A 16,756-nucleotide genomic window follows, 5' to 3' on the forward strand; every position below is an offset into this window, starting at 1 on the left:
CCACGGAGACAAGATGACAGGGCCTGCGCCGCGCCCCGCGCCGAAGTCGATCGACGAGACGCTCGATCTCCTGACCGGCGCGGACTATGTCGCGGATCGCTCGCTGGCAACCGTGCTGTTCCTGTCGCTGCGCATGAAGCGGCCGCTGTTCCTCGAAGGCGAGGCGGGCGTCGGCAAGACCGAGATCGCCAAGGTGCTGGCCGATGCGCTCGGCCGCCGGCTGATCCGCCTGCAATGTTATGAAGGGCTCGACGTATCCTCCGCCGTCTACGAGTGGAACTACGCCGCGCAGATGATCGAGATCCGCATGGAGGAGGCGGCCGGCAAGGTCGTGCGCTCCGACATGGAGCGCAGCGTCTTTTCCGAAAAATACCTGATCCGCCGCCCCGTGCTCGATGCGCTGACCGGCAAGGCGGGCGCGGCGCCGGTCTTCCTCATCGACGAGCTCGATCGCACCGACGAGGCGTTCGAGGCCTTCCTGCTCGAGATCCTGTCGGATTTCCAGGTGACGGTTCCGGAACTCGGCACGATCAAGGCCGAAGAGCCGCCGATCGTCATCATCACCACCAACCGTACGCGTGAGATCCACGACGCGCTGAAGCGGCGCTGCCTCTATCACTGGGTCGATTATCCGAACGCCGAGCGCGAGCTGGAAATCGTGCGCCGCAAGGTGCCGCAGGCCAACCGCCGGCTGTCGGCCGAGGTCGTCTCCTTCATCCAGAAGCTGCGCCAGATCGAGCTGTTCAAGGCGCCCGGCGTTGCTGAAACCATCGACTGGGCCGGCGCGCTCACCGAACTCGACAGGATCGCGCTCGATCCGGAGACGGTGTCCGACACGATCGGCGTGCTTCTAAAGTACCAGGACGACATTGCCCGCATCGAACAGGGCGAAGGCCGGCGTATCCTCAATGAGGTTAAGGCCGAGCTTTCGGCCGCGGAGTAGGCGCCATGCCATCGCCGCGCCCGGAACCCAAAGAGGCCACAGCGGATGGGCATATCGCCGACAACATCGTCTATTTCGCGCGGGCGCTTCGCAAGGCCGGCATGCGCGTCGGTCCGGCCTCGGTCAAGGACGCCATCGAGGCGGTGCTCGCCGCCGGCATCGGCTCGCGCGACGATTTCTACTGGACGCTGCATGCGGTGCTGGTTTCGCGGCACGAGGATCATCCCGTCTTCGACGAGGCCTTCCGCCTGTTCTGGAAGTCACGCGAGCTGATCGAGAAGCTGCTGGCGATGTTTTCGCCCGTCGCGCCGGACGATCGCGAAAAACAAAAGCCGCGCGCGGCCGAAAACCGCGTCAGCCAGGCGATGTTCGAAGGCCATCACAAGAACCAGCCGGCGCGGGAAGTGCCGGAGATCGAGGTCGACGCGCGTTTCACCTTCTCCGGCAACGAGGTGCTGCGCGGCAGGGATTTTGCGCAGATGGATGCGGCCGAACTGGCCGAGGCGAAAAAGGCGATCGCGGCCTTGCGGCTGCCCTTCGATCTGGTGCGCACGCGGCGTTTCAAGCCTGACGCGCAAGGACGCCGGATCGATCCGCGCGCCATGATGCGTTCGGCCGCGCGGACAGGCGGTGCGCTGATCTTGCCGAAATTCCGATCGCCGCGCGAAGTGCATCCGCCGCTGGTCGTGCTTGCCGATATTTCCGGCTCGATGAGCCAGTACACACGCATCTTTCTCCACTTCCTGCACGCGCTGACGGAAAAGCGCCGGCGCGTGCACGCCTTCGTATTCGGCACGCGGCTGACGAACCTGACCCGCCAGATGCGCCATCGCGATCCCGACGAGGCACTGGCCGAATGCTCGACGGCCGTGAAGGACTGGTCCGGCGGCACCCGCATCGGCGACGCGCTCGCCGAGTTCAATCGGCTGTGGTCGCGCCGCGTACTCGGGCAGGGCGCCGTGGTGTTGCTGATCACCGATGGGCTGGAGCGCGACGACGTCACCGGCCTGTCGGAGGAGATGGAGCGGCTGCACAAATCCTGCCGACGGCTGATTTGGCTCAATCCGCTCTTGCGCTTCGACGGGTTCGAGGCGCGCGCCCGCGGCGTGAAGGCGATGCTACCGCATGTCGACGAGTTCCGCGCAGTGCACAATCTCGACGCGCTGGCCGATCTTTGCGCCTCGCTCGACCGGCGGCCGACGGCTTCGGTCGATCCGCGCCGCTGGCTGCAGACTGGCGGGAGGCGCGCGGCTTAGCCATATGTTGGTGGGGAGCATGCGTTCCTCGGGAAAAACAGACTTTGCGAGAAGCGACGATGGACGAGAGCATTTATCTCGATGAGGCCCGCGATCCTCTGATCATCGCGGAAGGCTGGATGAAGGACGGCAAGGATGTCGCCATCGCAACCGTGGTCGAGACCTGGGGTTCGGCGCCGCGCCCTGTCGGCAGCCATCTGGTCATCGACGCCGAGGGGAATTTCCATGGTTCCGTCTCCGGAGGCTGTGTCGAGGGCGCCGTGGTGACCGAGGCGATCGACGTCATCGGCTCAGGCAAGGCCAGGATGCTGGAGTTCGGAGTTGCCGACGAAACCGCCTGGCAGGTAGGGCTCTCCTGCGGTGGACGCATCAAGGTCTATGTCGAGCGCCTAGGCTGATCATTTATGGATCCGTACGCTCTCAAAACGTTGAACGAGGAGCGCCGCGCCCGGCGCGCCGCAGTGCTGGTCACCGATCTCGGCGACGGTCGCGACCGCATCGTGCGCGAGGGCGACCCCGTCGCTGGCGAGCTCGGGGCGGCGATCGCCAGCGCGTTCCGAACCGGCAATTCGAGGTCGGTGGAGGCGGAAGGGCGGACCTTCTTTCTCAATGCGCATCTGCCGCGCCCACGGCTGGTGGTGATCGGCGCCGTGCATATCAGCCAGGCGCTGGCGCCGATGGCCAGGATTGCCGGCTATCCGGTCGAGATCGTCGATCCGCGCACGGCCTTCGCCACACCCGAACGCTTTCCCGACGTGGCGCTGCATGCCGAATGGCCCGAGGACGTGCTGAAGCGCCAGCCGCTCGACAGCTACACCGCGCTCGCCGCCGTCACTCACGATCCGAAGATCGACGATTTCGCGCTGAAGGCGGCGCTCGACGCCAGATGCTTCTATGTCGGTGCGCTGGGCAGCAGGAAGACCCACGCCAAGCGGATCGAGCGCCTGCTGGCGCTCGGCGCCAGCGCCGAACAGATCGCCCGCATCCACGCGCCGATCGGTCTCGACATCGGCGCGGCGAGCCCGGCCGAGATTGCCGTCGCGGTGCTGGCACAGACCATCCATGCCTTCCGCTCGCGCGGCCTGGAAAGCAAAGGCGCCGTGGCGTGAAGTTTGGTCCGGTTCCGATCGAGCAGGCCGAAGGCGCGGTGCTCGCGCATGCGACCGCGGCCGGCGAACGCCGGTTGCGCAAGGCACATCGGCTAAGTGGCGAGGATGTCGCGGCGCTGAAGGCGGCTGGCGTCAGGGAAGTCGTGGCAGCCGTGCTTGCTTCCGACGATCTGGGCGAGGATGCCGCTGCCGAAAAAATCGCAGCAGGGATGAGCCATCGCAATGTCGAGGTGAAGGCCGCCGCGACCGGACGGGTGAACCTGCATGCCGAAACCGCCGGCGTCTTCACTGTCGATGCCAAGATGATCGACGCGATCAATGCAGTTGATCCGGCGATTACCGTCGCCACGCTGGCGCAGCATGCGCCGGTCGAGAAGGGTCAGATGGTGGCAACGGTGAAGATCATTCCCTTCGCCGTCGCCGCCAACCTCGTCGATGCGGTGATCGAGATCTGCGCCGGCGGCGAAATCTTTGCCGTCAACGGCTATCGTCCGATCAATGTCGGAGTCGTCCAGACGACGCTGCCCGGCGTGAAGCCGAGCGTGCTCGACAAGACCCTGCGCGTCACCGAGGCGCGGCTGGCGCGCTCCGGCGGCCGGCTGACGGCTGAGCGACGCACGCCGCATGAGGTCGCGCCCGTCGCGGAAGCCGCGGCCGCGCTGGCCCGCGACAACGACATGGTGGTGATCTTCGGCGCCTCGGCCATGAGCGATTTTGCCGACGTCGTGCCGGCGGCGATCGAGCGCGCGGGAGGTAGCGTGATCCGCGCGGGCATGCCGGTCGATCCCGGCAATCTGCTGGTGCTCGGAACGCTGGGCGGCAAGCGCGTCATCGGCGCGCCCGGCTGCGCGCGCAGCCCCAAGGAGAACGGCTTCGACTGGGTGCTGGACCGGCTGATTGCCGGACTGGATGTCACGGCCCGCGACATTGCCGGCATGGGCGTCGGCGGCCTGCTGATGGAAATCCCGACCAGGCCGCAGCCGCGCGAGCCGTTGCCGGCCCCACAGTCGGCAAGCGCGGAGCCCAAAGTCGACATCGTGCTTCTCGCCGCCGGCCGTTCGAGCCGCATGGGCGGGCCGAACAAGCTTCTGGCGCTGTTCGACGGCAAGCCGCTGGTGCGCCGCACCGCGGAGCGCGCGCTGCGGTCGAAAGCCGCCAGCACCATCGTGGTCACCGGGCATCAGCGCGAGCGCGTGCGCTCGGCGCTCTTGGGTCTCAAGGTCACGCTGGCCGACAATCCGGACTTTGCCGAGGGTCTCGCTTCGTCGTTGAAGGCTGGTATCGCGCGGGTCGCGCCCGACGCCGCCGGCGCCATGATCGTGCTCGGCGACATGCCGGGTGTCTCGTCGAAGGACCTCGACAGCCTGATCGACGCGTTTCGCCGTTCAGGCGGCCGCGCCGTGGTGCGTGCCGCGCATCAAGGCAAACGCGGCAATCCGGTGCTGCTGCCGCGTCCGCTGTTTCCGGCTATCGCGCATCTCGAGGGCGATACCGGCGCGCGCCATCTGGTCGAGGCCGAGGGTCTGGACGTCATCGATGTCGAGATCGGGCAGGGCGCTGCGATCGACGTCGACACACGCGAGGCGTTGGAAGGGGCAGGCGGCGTCCTGCAGGATTGACAAACCGAAGCCGAAGCACGCATGGCTGAGGAATGGCCTTCCGCTTGCGATCCTTCCTTACTCTGGTCACCGCAACAGCTCTTTCCCTCTCGGCCGCCGAGGGACAGACGCTCACGCTGAGACCCTTCAAGGACGACCTCTTCGCCTATCCGGCGACGCTGTCGAGCGGCGACAACGGCGCCTACACGGTGCTCGACTATCGCGAGACGCGCGACATCAACCAGCGCGATGAGGTGCCGGAAAGGCGTGTGCATGCGCAATATACCGATCCCGGCGTGCGCAAGGTGCAGCAGGATCTGATGCTGAAGACCGATGCCGGGGACGTCAGGCATGTCGCGGTCGGCAAGACGGAAGGGGCGGCCATCATCGTGCTCTACCTGCACGGGCAGGGCGGCAGCCGCAAGCAGGGCGTCGACGACTTCACCTTCGGCGGCAATTTCAATCGCATCAAGAATCTGATGGCCGACAATGGCGGCCTCTACCTCTCGCCGGATTTTCCCGATTTCGGCGACAAGGGCGCCGCGCAAGTGGCAGCACTGATCGATCACTATGCCGAGACATCGCCCGGCGCGAAGATTTTCGTGGCCTGCGGCTCGATGGGCGGCATGCTCTGCTGGAAGCTGGCCGCGAGCAAGGAAACGGGTGGGCGCATCAACGGCCTGTTGCTGCTCGGTTCACTCTGGGACGAAAGCTTTTTGACCAGCCCCGCCTTCAAGCGCCGGGTGCCGGTGTTCTTCGGCCAGGGCAGCCATGATGTGGTGTTCGACGTGGCGAAGCAGGAAGCATTCTTCCGCTCGATCCTCGCCAAGTCGAAGACCTATCCGACCCGCTTCGTGCGTTTCGAAACCGGCACGCACGGGACGCCGATCCGCATGGTCGACTGGCGCGGCACGCTCAATTGGATGCTGACGAAAGCACCTTAGGGTCTGTCGATATTCAGGTGAGGCCGGCCTGCAAATGGCGGCTTCCTGCGCTTCCGGTGCTCACGTACTTCAGTACGCTCCGCTCCGGTTCTCGGAAACCACCGTTTTCGGCTCTGCCTGACCTGAATCTCAACAGACCCCGATCGCTCTAATCAAGGCGGGGTGTTGTAGTCCAGGACGGTCTCGGGATTGATCTCGCCGTCATAGGAGGCGTCGACATCATACTGCACCAGCGAGAAATTGCCGTTGCGAAACAGATAGGTACCGGTCGATGAAGCGTCGCCGACGCCGCGCCATTTGTTCATGGACGTGATCGTCTTGGTCTTGTCGTCGTAGTCGGAATTGACCAGCTGATCGTCGGTCTGGAAGCCGATAATGTGGATCCCCTCGACCTTGCCTTCGCTGTTGTTGTTCTCATAGCGGATGTCGAGTTCCGGCGCTGCGAATTGCAGCTGCCTGACGCCGGAAACGTCGTCATGGATGTAGTAGACCGCGCTCTCATTGTAGGCGGCCATCGAGCAGAAGAAACGGAAGAGCCGCGTCTCGCGCTCCGGTTCGTCGGCCCCGGCGTCCTTGTCCTTGTAGTGGATGGAGTAGGCGTCCGGCTCGCCGACCGGTTTGCCTTCCGGAGTCTCCTTGTCACACTGTTCGCCGTAGGCGGCGAGGAACGCCTTCTTGGCTTGTTCCAGTGCTTCATCCTTCTTCGGAGGTGGCGGGCCGTTGCCGCAGCCGGCCGGCACGGCATCTTCGAAATCCGAGGTCGACGGTTTGAGCGCGCCCTTGTCGATGAAGATCGGCTGGAACGGCGGCTCCTGGATCTGCGCATTGACCTGCCGCAGGGTGTAGCAGCCGGCAAAGACCTTGGCCTCCCCCTTCTTGTCGGTCGCCTGGATGGCGACGGGCACGCTGTAGTAGATGCTGCCGGCGGCACCCTCGTCCGATACCGCGCCGGTCTTGACCTCGACCGTGTCGGTGTTGTCGTAGCCCTTGACGAAAGCACTGAAATCTTTTGCCGGCTTGGTATCCCCGAAATAACCCCAGGCGCGGGCAAATTCATGCCGGCCGATGGCGCTGTAGAGCGAGCGGACGACCGCCTCTGCGCTGGATCTGTCGTCGATATAGGGCGCTTCGGCGGCGAGTGCCGACCGGCCGATGCCGACAAGGGAGAACAAGGCAGTCGCTGCGAGAAGGACACGTCTCATCGGGAATCTCCGCTCGATAACGAAAATACTACCACGGCGATTGCGGCGAGGCGGTGACGCGGGGGCAGGGCTGCTTGAAGAATCGAGCCAGGAAGCGCTAGCTCACGGCCCGCGGCGCTGAGGCCGCCTGGGAGATTACCAACGTGACCATATCCATGTACGATTTTTCCGTGCCTGTCTTTTCGGCCCGGCTGAAGGCGCTGGCCAGCGTGCTCTCGCTGGCCGAGCAGAACGCGGCCGACCGCAAGATCGACCCGCAAGTGTTCCTGACCGCCAGGCTGGCGCCCGACATGTTCGCGCTGACCCGGCAGGTGCAGATCGCAACCGACCACGCCAAGGGCGCGCCGTCGCGGCTCGCCGGCCGCGAAGTGCCGAAATACGAGGACAATGAGTCAAGCTTCGAGGAGTTGCACGCCCGAATCGCCAAGACGCTCGATCATCTGGCGACATTCTCGGCCGCCGATCTGGACGGGTCGGAGGAGCGGACGATCGAACTCAGGCTTGCCGGCCGCGAGGTGTCGTTGAGCGGGCTGCAATATCTGCTGCACGCCGCCATGCCGAACTTCTACTTCCACATCACCACGGCCTACGACATCCTGCGGCACAATGGCGTGCCGCTTGGTAAGTCGATTTTCCTGGGACGCTAGGCCCAAGGGTTTCCCGGCGCGGCCCGGAAACCCTCCTTATTTTGGTTTCGCAACCCGGACGGAAAAGCCCGGCGGGCTTTTCCGGATTGATCCGGCGCCAGATCAGCGTATCGACATCTCGCGGGCGATACGCGGAAAATCGGCCGGCTTGATGCCGATATCGGCGCGGTCGGCATTGCTCATCGCGTTCAGAAGCGCGAGCGCCGAGCGATAACGCTGCTGTTCCTGCGGCCGCGGCCGCGCGAACATTTCCGTGAAGAACCCCATATCCCATGCCCCTAGTTTGCCCTCCACACTGCCAAAATATAGGTGATTTGTTAAAATTGTGCAGTGCAGCAATTGCATGGCAGCCATGCCTGGCGAGCTTTTTTCGCCACAATCGATTTTTTTTGAAACTTTAGCCGAAGCTCGATCGTACGCCCCATGCTGGCACATGGCCGGCTTTTTCCTCGCCACTCCTGGCGATCTTGCCGGGCTGCACGAAAATGCAGCCCGGCCTTTTGCTTGCGGCCGACGTTTGGAGCGGAATGCCCACAATTGTTAGCACCGTTGGCATTCATTTTTAACGACAGCGATCTAAGGTCGGCAACGACAGTGAATACTGTCGCGACAGAGGGAGGCCGAGATCGGCACCGGGAACAAGCTCGATTTCGCTTCGTTGCTCGACGACCTCATCACCGCTTCCGAGAAGGGCGACGATGGAGGCGCCCGGCCATCCATTCCGTTCGACTATCTGTCGGTAGCGGACGAGCTTCACTCCGGCCGCATCAAGGTTGCGGGCGAAAGCGTGGCCACCGAATATCGTGAGGCCGGCGCCGATCTTGCCGCCGAGTTCGCCGCGCTTCTCGACCCGGCCAAGCTGTCGCTTGCCGATGAAGAGCACCGGCCGGAAGAAGACCTGCCGCCGATCGATCCCGAATCGATTGCCGGCGAGCTCGGCCTCGACCGCCCTGGCAAGAATGCCGATTTCGGCCGCATGCGCCGCAACTTCGCCTTCGCCAACCATCCGGACCGTGTCGCCCCGCATCTGCGCCAGCGCGCCATGATCCGCATGCAGGTGGCCAACATGCTGATCGACGAGGCCAAGCGACGCGCGCTGGCCGGCCCCAGGCGGTAGTTCCCTCCATCAGAGACTTCAACTGTTCGCTTCGGCGACCCATCGCAAGCCATCGAGATTGGCTGGAGCCTCTCCAATATTCGTCATCCTTGGGCGTAGCGACGCGAAGCGGAGTGCAGACCCAAGGATCCATGCCGTGACCTTCACCGTAGAGCGCGACGGTGCAGAATTCTGTAATCACTGCAACGCCTTAGGGTAACGGAATGGATTCTAGGGTCTGCGCGCGTCGCTTCGCTCCTTGCTCCACCCTAGAATGACGAACTGACTGACGCTTCGGCCAATCTCGAAACTGGGCGACTTTGCAAAACGCAAGCGTTTTGCTCTATGTTCAACCTCCTCTTCGCGCAGCCCGCGCAACACCTCCCGCCGGAGACATTCCATGCACAAACGCCGCCTCGGTCGGACCGACCTCCTTGTTTCGCAAATCTGCCTGGGCTCGATGACCTGGGGCCAGCAGAACACCGAGGCCGAAGGCCATGCGCAGATGGACCTGGCTTTCTCGTACGGCGTGAATTTCATCGACACCGCCGAGCTTTACCCGATTCCGCCGAAGGCCGAGACGCAAGGGCGGACCGAGAGGATCATCGGCAGCTGGATGAAGGCGAAGGGAAACCGCGACAAGGTCATCCTTGCCTCGAAAGTGGTCGGCCGCACCGCCAATGCCTGGTTCCGCGGCGACCGTCCGTCGAAGCTGGTGCGCGCCGACATCTTAGACGCGATCGAGAAGTCGTTGGCCAAACTCGGCACCGATTATATCGACCTCTACCAGATTCACTGGCCGGACCGAGATATTCCGTGGGGTTCGAACCCGACACGCGTCGGCGCGGTTGCACGGCGGGCCGACGCTGCCGGCGCGCCGGCGGGCGAGACGCCGATTGCCGAGACGCTCGCCGTCTTTGACGAACTGGTGAAGGCCGGCAAGATCCGCCATCTCGGCCTGTCGAACGAGAGTTCCTGGGGCGTCATGCGCTTCCTCGCCGAGTCCGACAAGGGTATCGGCCCGCGCGTAGCCTCGCTGCAGAACGCCTATAATCTCGTCAACCGCACCTTCGAGGTGAACCTGGCCGAGGTCTGCGAGCGCGAGCAGGTGTCCATGCTTGCCTATTCGCCGCTCGCGCAGGGCTACCTTACCGGCAAATACGACCACGGCGCGCGCCCACTCGGCTCGCGTTCGCAACTCTTCAACCGTGGACAGCGCTACGAGACGCCGAATGCCGCGGAAGTGCTGCTCGAATACAATGAGCTGGCACGCTCCTTCGGCATGGAGCCGGCGCTCTTCGCCAATGCCTATGTGTCGAGCCGGCCGTTCGTGACCGCCAACATCGTCGGCGCAACAACCGTCGCGCAGCTCGACACGGCGCTGTCCTCCGCCGAGGTCAGGTGGACGGAGGAGATGCAGAAGGCGGTCGACGCCATCCACCAGCGCGTCGGCAATCCCTGCCCGTGACCGGAAATCATTGAGAAAAAGACAAGAGACGATGGCAGATTTTCCGATCGGGGCCGTGCGTGAACGATTTCCGGCACTTTCGCTGACCGACAGAGGCCGCCGCCGTATCTATCTCGACAATCCGGCCGGCACGCAGGTGCCGCAGGCAGTGGCGGGCGCGGTGTCGCGCTGCCTGCTGACGACCAATGCCAATCTCGGCGGGTTCTTCGAAACGACGGTCGCGGCGCAGCAAGTGGTCGACGACGTGCACGCGGCGATGGCTGATTTCCTCGGTGCGGCAAGTGTCGAGGAAATCGTCATCGGCGCCAACATGACGACGCTGACCTATCACATGTCGCGCACGCTCGGCCGCATGATGAAGCCGGGCGACGAGATCATCCTCACCCGCATGGACCATGAGGGCAATGTCTCGCCCTGGCTGCAGCTTGCCGAGGACCTTGGTCTGGTCGTGCGCTTCCTGCCTTTTGACGAGCAGAGCTGGCAGGTCGAAGAAACGGCTCTTCAGGCGCTGCTTTCGGACAAGACGCGGCTGGTGGCGCTGAACTATGCCTCGAACCTCACCGGCTCGATCAACCGGGTGAAGGCGCTGACGGCGATCGCCAAGCAGGCCGGCGCATTGGTCTATGTCGATGCCGTCCAGTTCGCGCCGCACGGGCTGATCGACGTGCAGGCGCTCGGCTGCGATTTCCTGGTCTGCTCGGCCTACAAGTTCTTCGGGCCGCATATAGGCATATTGTGGGGCCGCCGCGCCGTCATCGATACGCTGAAGCCTTACAAATGCCGCTGCTCGTCCAACGGCCTGCCGGAGCGGTTCGAACTCGGCACGCCGCAGATCGAGCTGATGGCGGGCCTCACCGCCGCTGTCGACTACTTCGCCGATCTCGGTGCCGCGGCGGGCGAGGACGGCTCGCGGCGGCAACAGATCGCGAGGGCCTTCGAGATGTCGGTCGCCTACGAGAATGCGCTCGCCCGGCAGTTGATCGAAGGCCTGGCCGACATCGATGGCCTGACCATCCGAGGCATCACCGATCCCGAACGCTTCAGCGAACGCGTACCGACAGTCTCTTTTACGGTCGACGGTGTCGCGCCGGAGACGATGGTGCGGCAGATGAATGCCGAAAACATCTTCCTGTGGTCGGGCCACAACTATGCGTGGGAGATCGTCCACCAGCTCGGCATCCCGCCGGAGCAGGGCGTCGTGCGCATCGGCATCGCGCACTACAACACGGCGGCCGAGATCGCCGAGACGCTGGACAGCGTGCATCGTGTGATCGCGATGCTGAGGCAGCAGCGCAGTTAGAGAACTATCGCTGCTTGCCGCCGAAGCCGGTCAGGAAAGCGGTGAGATTGTCACCGAGCGCATCGCAGAGATAGCCGCCTTCCTGGATAATGACCGTCGGCAGGCCGAGCCCGGCAATCGCCTCGCCGATACGCGAGAAGCCGGGCGTCGTCACCGACAGCCCGCCGAACGGATCGCCTTCGAAAGCATCGAGCCCGAGCGCCACCACCAGCGCCTCCGGCGCGAAGGCGCGGATGCGCCGGAAAGCCGTCGCCAGTGCTTCGAGGAACGCCGCGTCGGCGGATTTGCGCGGCAGCGGCAGGTTGAGATTGTAGCCGAGGCCTGCGCCTTCGCCGCGCTCGTCGGCATGTCCCCAGAAGAAGGGATAGAAGCGCACCGGATCGGCATGCAGCGAGACCGTCAGTATGTCGGGCCGGGCGTAGAAGATGCCTTGTGTGCCGTTGCCGTGATGCAGGTCGACATCGAGGATGGCGACCCGCGCCGCTTGCCTGCGCAGCGCCTGCGCCGCCACCGCCGAATTGTTGATGAAGCAGAAACCGCCGGCGACACCGGCGAAGGCATGGTGACCCGGCGGGCGGCAGAGCGCATAGGCCGACGTCGCGCCGGCCATGACGGCTTCGGCCGCCTCCACCGCGCTCCAGGCGCTCCACAACGCACTGTTCCAGGTCTCGGCCGAAATCGGGCAGGCGGTATCGGCCATATGATAGCCGGCCTGACCGACTGCCGAGGCCGGGTAGGAACCGTTGCGGGCGATCGGATGGATGTTGGGGATGACTTCGGCGGAAGCGCCTTCGATGCGCTGCCAGCGAGTGAAAATGTGCTCGAGGAAGTCGAGATATTCCGGCGTGTGTACCGCCGCGATCGGGCCGAGGCCATATTCTTGGGGCCGCTCGACCGTCAAACCAGCCGATCTTGCGCCGGCTAGCAATCTTTCGACCCGTTCCGGCTTTTCCGGATTGGGCTGGGGAGCGCCGCTGGAAAGGAAGGCCTTTGGGTCGTGGCGCTTCTGCTCCTCGGCATGGAAGGCTTTCATCGTTCTTTCTCCGGCGCGTCGGCAAAGGCGAAGAAGGCCTCGCCGACGATCTTCTGCACCTGCTCGTAGCTCGACCAACCGATGCCGAGCTTTTCATAGAAGGTCTTGGCGGTCTCATTGTCCGTGTCGACGGAGAGCCTCAAATAGACGCCGCCTGCAGCGCGGCACTCCTTGGCCACCCGCCGCAGCAGTTTCTCGCCGATGCGTCGGCCGCGAAAGCGATCCTCGACGTAGAGATCCTGCACGAAGACGCCGGGCCGGCCCATCCAGGTCGAGAAGATCGGGAAATGCAGGCAGAGCCCGGCGAACTCGCCGTCGACCTCGGCGATCAGGGTCGAGAAGGCGGGCTTGTCGCCGAAGCCGTAGCGGCGCAGATCGTCAGCCGTCGAAGTGATTTCCTGGTGCGCGCCGATGTGGGTGCCAAGGCGCAGCAGGGCGGCGTGGATGGTTTCGACGTCGTCGATGGTGCCGGTGCGGAGCAGAATGTCGGTGGCCTGGATGTGCTGCCGCATCGGTCAGTCCGCATGTCCGCCGGCGTTGGAGCCGGTCAACAGATCGTCAAGCTCGCCGATCCTGTCTTCGGAAAAGACACGGATACCGTTTTCCTCGAGCAGCGCGGCGGTCGTGCCTTGGCCAGCCATGCTGGCCCCTGAAAAGCTCCCGTCATAGATAAAACTGCTGCCGCATGACGGGCTGCCGTCCGTCAATACGGCATAGCGGCATCCGGTTTCCCGGGCGAGGTCGAGTGCCAGTTGCCCGGCTTCGCGGTAAAGGCGGGTGACATCGCTGCCGGTTTGCTCGATCACTCTGCCGTGGCCCAGCAGGACCGCATGGCCGTCGCCCGCGGCCTGGATTTCCGCAGGCGGACGCGGCGTCGAAAAACCTGCCGCAACCTCTGGACAGATCTGCACGATCCGGCCTTCCGACTGCCACCGCACCAGTACGGGATGGTGATCGAGCCGAAACGAGCCGTTGTAGCGCACCTTGCTTCCGAGCAGGCAGGCCGAGACAAGCACTCTCTCCATATCGGCACCTCCCTCGGCGAGGGCTCAGTGATTTACCGGCAGGTCAAGTTCGGCGGCAAGTGCCTCCAGCGTGTCGCCAAGCACCGCGATAATCTCGCCGATCTGTTTGCGGGTTGTGATCAAAGGCGGGCAGACCATGAAATTATCACTCACCGGCCCGCCGCGCACGCGCCGCGAGTAGATGATGAGTCCACGCTCGAAGGCAAGATCGATGAGCCGCAAATTGGCGTTGAGATTTTGTGGCAATGGCGTCCTGGCCAAGGGGTCGGCGTAGAGCTCCGCACCCATGAACAGGCCCTTGCCCCGCACGTCGGCAATGAAAGGAAAGCGACCGGAGAGGACTTCAAGCTCGTTCCTCAGCACCTCGCCCATGGCAGCGGAATTCTCTATCAAGCCGAGGCGGTCGACTTCGCTGAGAACAGCAAGGCCCGCAGCGCAGGCAACAGGGTTGCCGCCATATGTATGGCCGTGAAGGAACCCGCCGTTCTCAACCACCGGCCCGACGATCCTCTGTGTCGCGGCAAGCGCGCCAAGCGGTGCGTAGCCTGAACTCAGCCCCTTCGACAACGCGACGATATCCGGCCGGCAGGACCAGTGATCGCCGCCCAGAAATTTGCCGGTGCGTCCGATGCCAGTCATCACCTCGTCGTGGATAAGCAGAATGCCATAGCGATCGCAGATTTCACGAATTCGCGGAAAATAGCTGTCGGGCGGAACCAGTGCCGCGGTCGCGGCGCCGCCAATCGGCTCCATAATGAAAGCGAGCACGCTTTCCGGCCCTTCCTCCAAGACCTTTTCTTCCAGCATATTGGCGTAGCGAACTCCTCGCTGCTCCATCGACAGATTGTCGTGGTCGCGATGAACAAGCGGGGCCGGCACCAAAGGCATTGGCCGCCCGACCGGGTCGAATGTCTTGGTAAGGATATCATCGCCAGTGACGGCAAGCGTGCCGAGCGTGATGCCATGATAGGAGGGCATACGTCCGATGATTTTCCAGCGGTTTTCCTGACCTGTTGCAACGGCCCATTGTCGCGCGAGCTTGATGCAGGCCTCGACCGCCTCAGAGCCGCCCGATACAAAATAGATACGGTCGAGCCCGTTCGGAAGTCGAGCGGCGAGCCCCCGCGCAAGTTCGATGGCCTGTTCGTTCTCAAATTGGAAGATGTAGGCGAAGCTGACGCGGTCCAGCTGCCGCTTCATCGCATCGATGACGTGGCGATTGCCGTGACCAACATTGACGTTGACCGCGCCACTCGATCCGTCGATGTAGCGGCGGCCGCTCTTATCCCACAGATAGATGCCGTCAGCGCGGTCCACGATTGGCTGGGGCCGCCGCGTGAAATGGAACAGATTCGGTCGGCGGTCGGTTTCGACGGACTGCACAGCGCTCATTCACCCTCTCTCGTCTCGGCCAAGGTAGCGGTCGAGAACATTTTTGGTCACGCGTTCGACCATCGCGTCCTGCCTTAGCAGGCCGGCGACCCACTCGCAGCTTCCGGCGTGGAAGACCTCGCCCTTGCCGCGCGGGAAATTGACGATCATGCCGTTGCCGCGCTTGACCTTGTCGAGATTGGCGTCGCTCGCCTCGCCGAACAAAGTCTCGGCGGTGAAGCGGCCGTCCTCGTCGGTGAGGAACTGGTCCTCGATCGGGATGTCGGCGCTTTCCTCGACTTGGCTCGCCATGCCGACGGCGAGCACCTGCAAGCCGTCCGGCGCGCCGCTCTGCGCGGTCGGGTAGGGCAGGCCGCCGCGGATCTCGAAGTCCAGCCCGTCGACCTCATAGCCATAGACGTGGCTGTCGGCGCCGAGCAGGTCGCCATAATAGACGCCGGTGCCGGCGAAGGCCCAGTGCTCCGGCCGATAGACCGGGAAGCCGCGCACGCCGCGCGGCGCGCAGCCGCCCCAGCCGGCATAGACGCCGCGCGTTGCATTGAGGCCGAAGGTGGCGCTGCCCGGACGGCCGATCTCCGGCGCTTCCCAGGAGTTGGTGGCGCGGGTGACATCGCCGTCGCGATAGGCGGGATCCTCGGCGCGGGCGCGGTACTTGTAGCAGACTTGCCGGCGGCCCTCGTCCTCCAGCCTGGTCTGCCACATGAAATTGCCGGCGAAACGGGCGGCACGACCGCCGCGCTCGACATAAGCGTCGACCGCGTCGCGCATCTCCCAGGTCCAGTATTCGTCGTGGCCGACGAACGCGACGCAGTCATAGCCGTCGAGGATCTCCGGCGAGAAATGCAGCTCGTGCTGGCTGGCGAGATCGACCGCATAGCCGGCGCGCTCGGCGAAGCGGAAGAAATGGCTGTCGTAGCTCGCCCAGCCGGAAGAGGCGTATTTCTTCGAATGTCCTGTGGCGAAGGCCCATTCCATATGCGGATAGCGCGGCACGGTTCTCGGCGGCACCGCGACCTCCAGCGGCACGCGCGGCGCTTCCTTCGGCAACACGACGAAGCCGCGGCACCAGGGGCGCTGCGTGGAGACCATCGTGGCATACTGGTCGCGGTTCGGGCCGGTGATGCCCTGGTAATGGTTCGAACCGCCCCAGGTATTGTAGGCCATCCAGGTGCCGGTCGCCGCGACCTGCAGCAGGCGGCCAGGCTTGCGGCCGGGCAGGGGTGCGACGATGAAGAGGTGGTGGCTGTGGATCGGCTCGCCGTCACGGCCGTCCGCCGAGAGCGTCACGCGATAGGCGCCTGACGGCCAGTCGTCGCCGACGCTGAGCTCGAACGAAGCCTCCCAGCCGCAGCCTTCGACCGAGCATTGGTCGGGCGTATCCTGCCAGCGCGCCGACAGGCCCGTTCCCTCAAAGACCTTGGTCTCGTCTCCACCATCGCGGACGACAACGATGTCGAACCGCGGCGACGTCGAGCTGACGAACAGCGTCACCGTCTCGCCCGGTCGATAGGAAAATCGGTCGCTGTAGCCCCAGATCTCGCCGCTCGCGCCGTCCATTCCCGGCCACTCGTAATAGTGGCCGCGCACGGCCTCGCGGCGCTGCTCGGGCGTCAGCCCGAAATCGGGAAATTCGGCGGGCAACTGCGTCAAGAAGCACCTGAAACCAACAGGCCGCCATTGAGACCATTGGCCGGGCAAGCGTCAAATGGAAACGATCGGGCCAGCAAACGTCTGCGCTTGGCG

At 64.3% G+C, this 16,756-nt stretch carries 17 protein-coding genes; 10 read left to right on the forward strand and 7 right to left on the reverse strand.

What is annotated here, in order from left to right; genetic code table 11:
• Nucleotides 1-13: 13 nt before the first annotated feature.
• Genes QAZ47_RS19585 through QAZ47_RS19610 form a run of 6 tightly spaced genes read left to right on the forward strand, consistent with a single transcriptional unit; the run spans nt 14 to nt 5,850 of the window.
• Nucleotides 14-943, forward strand: coding sequence for a MoxR family ATPase (locus QAZ47_RS19585; protein WP_278230453.1), 930 nt, complete (start codon nt 14-16; stop codon nt 941-943).
• Nucleotides 944-948: 5 nt separating this feature from the next.
• A complete protein-coding gene (locus tag QAZ47_RS19590; RefSeq protein WP_278230454.1) occupies nt 949-2,199 on the forward strand; it encodes a VWA domain-containing protein in 1,251 nt (416 codons plus the stop codon).
• Nucleotides 2,200-2,258: 59 nt separating this feature from the next.
• Nucleotides 2,259-2,597, forward strand: coding sequence for an XdhC family protein (locus QAZ47_RS19595; protein WP_042644561.1), 339 nt, complete (start codon nt 2,259-2,261; stop codon nt 2,595-2,597).
• Nucleotides 2,598-2,603: 6 nt separating this feature from the next.
• A complete protein-coding gene (locus QAZ47_RS19600) occupies nt 2,604-3,308 on the forward strand; it encodes an XdhC family protein (protein WP_278230455.1) in 705 nt (234 codons plus the stop codon).
• Complete coding sequence (locus QAZ47_RS19605; RefSeq protein WP_278230456.1) at nt 3,305-4,927, forward strand: molybdopterin-binding/glycosyltransferase family 2 protein; 1,623 nt, start codon at nt 3,305-3,307, stop codon at nt 4,925-4,927. The genes QAZ47_RS19600 and QAZ47_RS19605 overlap by 4 nt, the downstream gene beginning before the upstream one ends.
• A gap of 32 nt (nt 4,928-4,959) precedes the next feature.
• The gene (locus tag QAZ47_RS19610; RefSeq protein WP_278202350.1) at nt 4,960-5,850 is read left to right on the forward strand and encodes an alpha/beta hydrolase; all 891 of its coding nucleotides are present in this window, start codon (nt 4,960-4,962) and stop codon (nt 5,848-5,850) included.
• Between the two features lie 152 nt (nt 5,851-6,002).
• Here the strand turns inward: QAZ47_RS19610 and QAZ47_RS19615 are convergent, their stop codons facing one another.
• Nucleotides 6,003-7,052 carry a DUF1176 domain-containing protein gene (locus QAZ47_RS19615; protein WP_278230457.1) on the reverse strand — a complete coding sequence of 350 codons (1,050 nt, stop codon included), beginning with the start codon at nt 7,050-7,052 and terminating at the stop codon, nt 6,003-6,005.
• Between the two features lie 143 nt (nt 7,053-7,195).
• On the opposite strand from QAZ47_RS19615, the gene QAZ47_RS19620 reads away from it, so the two are divergent.
• Nucleotides 7,196-7,699, forward strand: a complete 504-nt coding sequence (locus QAZ47_RS19620; protein WP_278202352.1) for a DUF1993 family protein — start codon at nt 7,196-7,198, stop codon at nt 7,697-7,699.
• 102 nt (nt 7,700-7,801) lie between these two features.
• Here QAZ47_RS19620 and QAZ47_RS32120 read toward each other — a convergent pair whose 3' ends face one another.
• Complete coding sequence (locus tag QAZ47_RS32120; RefSeq protein ID WP_082954041.1) at nt 7,802-7,966, reverse strand: DUF1127 domain-containing protein; 165 nt, start codon at nt 7,964-7,966, stop codon at nt 7,802-7,804.
• 391 nt (nt 7,967-8,357) lie between these two features.
• Between QAZ47_RS32120 and QAZ47_RS19630 the strand changes: the two genes are divergently transcribed.
• The 3 genes from QAZ47_RS19630 to QAZ47_RS19640 all read left to right on the forward strand — a co-directional run bounded on the left by QAZ47_RS19630 (nt 8,358) and on the right by QAZ47_RS19640 (nt 11,563).
• Nucleotides 8,358-8,816, forward strand: coding sequence for a hypothetical protein (locus tag QAZ47_RS19630; RefSeq protein ID WP_278230459.1), 459 nt, complete (start codon nt 8,358-8,360; stop codon nt 8,814-8,816).
• Between the two features lie 379 nt (nt 8,817-9,195).
• The gene (locus QAZ47_RS19635) at nt 9,196-10,263 is read left to right on the forward strand and encodes an aldo/keto reductase (RefSeq protein ID WP_278230460.1); all 1,068 of its coding nucleotides are present in this window, start codon (nt 9,196-9,198) and stop codon (nt 10,261-10,263) included.
• A 31-nt stretch (nt 10,264-10,294) separates the two neighbouring features.
• Nucleotides 10,295-11,563: a cysteine desulfurase-like protein gene (locus tag QAZ47_RS19640; RefSeq protein ID WP_278230461.1), complete on the forward strand. Its 1,269-nt coding sequence runs from the start codon at nt 10,295-10,297 to the stop codon at nt 11,561-11,563.
• Nucleotides 11,564-11,567: 4 nt separating this feature from the next.
• Here the strand turns inward: QAZ47_RS19640 and QAZ47_RS19645 are convergent, their stop codons facing one another.
• Genes QAZ47_RS19645 through QAZ47_RS19665 form a run of 5 tightly spaced genes read right to left on the reverse strand, consistent with a single transcriptional unit; the run spans nt 11,568 to nt 16,663 of the window.
• Nucleotides 11,568-12,596: a histone deacetylase family protein gene (locus QAZ47_RS19645; RefSeq protein WP_278230462.1), complete on the reverse strand. Its 1,029-nt coding sequence runs from the start codon at nt 12,594-12,596 to the stop codon at nt 11,568-11,570.
• Nucleotides 12,593-13,108, reverse strand: coding sequence for a GNAT family N-acetyltransferase (locus tag QAZ47_RS19650; RefSeq protein WP_278230463.1), 516 nt, complete (start codon nt 13,106-13,108; stop codon nt 12,593-12,595). The genes QAZ47_RS19645 and QAZ47_RS19650 overlap by 4 nt, the downstream gene beginning before the upstream one ends.
• A gap of 3 nt (nt 13,109-13,111) precedes the next feature.
• On the reverse strand, nt 13,112-13,621 hold the full coding sequence (locus tag QAZ47_RS19655; protein WP_278230464.1) for a DUF523 domain-containing protein: 510 nt from the start codon (nt 13,619-13,621) through the stop codon (nt 13,112-13,114).
• 24 nt (nt 13,622-13,645) lie between these two features.
• Complete coding sequence (locus tag QAZ47_RS19660) at nt 13,646-15,013, reverse strand: aspartate aminotransferase family protein (RefSeq protein WP_278230465.1); 1,368 nt, start codon at nt 15,011-15,013, stop codon at nt 13,646-13,648.
• Nucleotides 15,014-16,663, reverse strand: coding sequence for a N,N-dimethylformamidase beta subunit family domain-containing protein (locus QAZ47_RS19665; protein ID WP_278230466.1), 1,650 nt, complete (start codon nt 16,661-16,663; stop codon nt 15,014-15,016).
• Nucleotides 16,664-16,756 lie beyond the last annotated feature (93 nt).

Origin of the sequence: Mesorhizobium sp. WSM4904, assembly GCF_029674545.1 — a bacterium.
Taxonomy (GTDB): Bacteria; Pseudomonadota; Alphaproteobacteria; order Rhizobiales; family Rhizobiaceae; genus Mesorhizobium.